Source organism: Flavihumibacter cheonanensis, assembly GCF_022352215.1.
GTDB classification, from domain to species: Bacteria; Bacteroidota; Bacteroidia; order Chitinophagales; family Chitinophagaceae; genus Flavihumibacter; species Flavihumibacter cheonanensis.
This window is the reverse complement of sequence record NZ_JAKRWF010000049.1, coordinates 1-291: the sequence shown is the minus strand read 5'-3', so window position 1 is coordinate 291 and position 291 is coordinate 1. Positions and strand designations below refer to the sequence as shown.

Annotated in this window: 1 protein-coding gene; it reads left to right on the top strand. The window is 72.9% G+C overall.

Annotated elements, in window-relative coordinates:
- Positions 1-67: 67 nt before the first annotated feature.
- A partial coding sequence (locus MD536_RS21075; RefSeq protein WP_239603768.1) for an NAD(+)/NADH kinase occupies positions 68-291 on the top strand: 224 nt, incomplete at its 3' end.

Below are 291 nucleotides of genomic sequence, written 5' to 3'. Positions count from 1 at the left end.
CGGGCAACCACGAGTACTTCCTGCACCTGCGACGGCCGAGTGCTCCCGGCGGCGGGGAGGAGTCGACGTGAAGCGCATCGGCTTCGCCTTCAACCCCACCCAGCCGGATGCCCTGCTGCTGCGCGAGCGCGCGCTCGAATGGTGCCGCGGCGAAGGCATCGAGGCCTGGGCGGTGCCGGCCGGCGACCCACCGGGGGATCCACGCCTGCTCACGGAGACGGACGCCATCGTCGTGCTCGGCGGGGACGGCACCTTCCTCCGCGCCGCGCGTGCCATCGCCGACCTGGACAT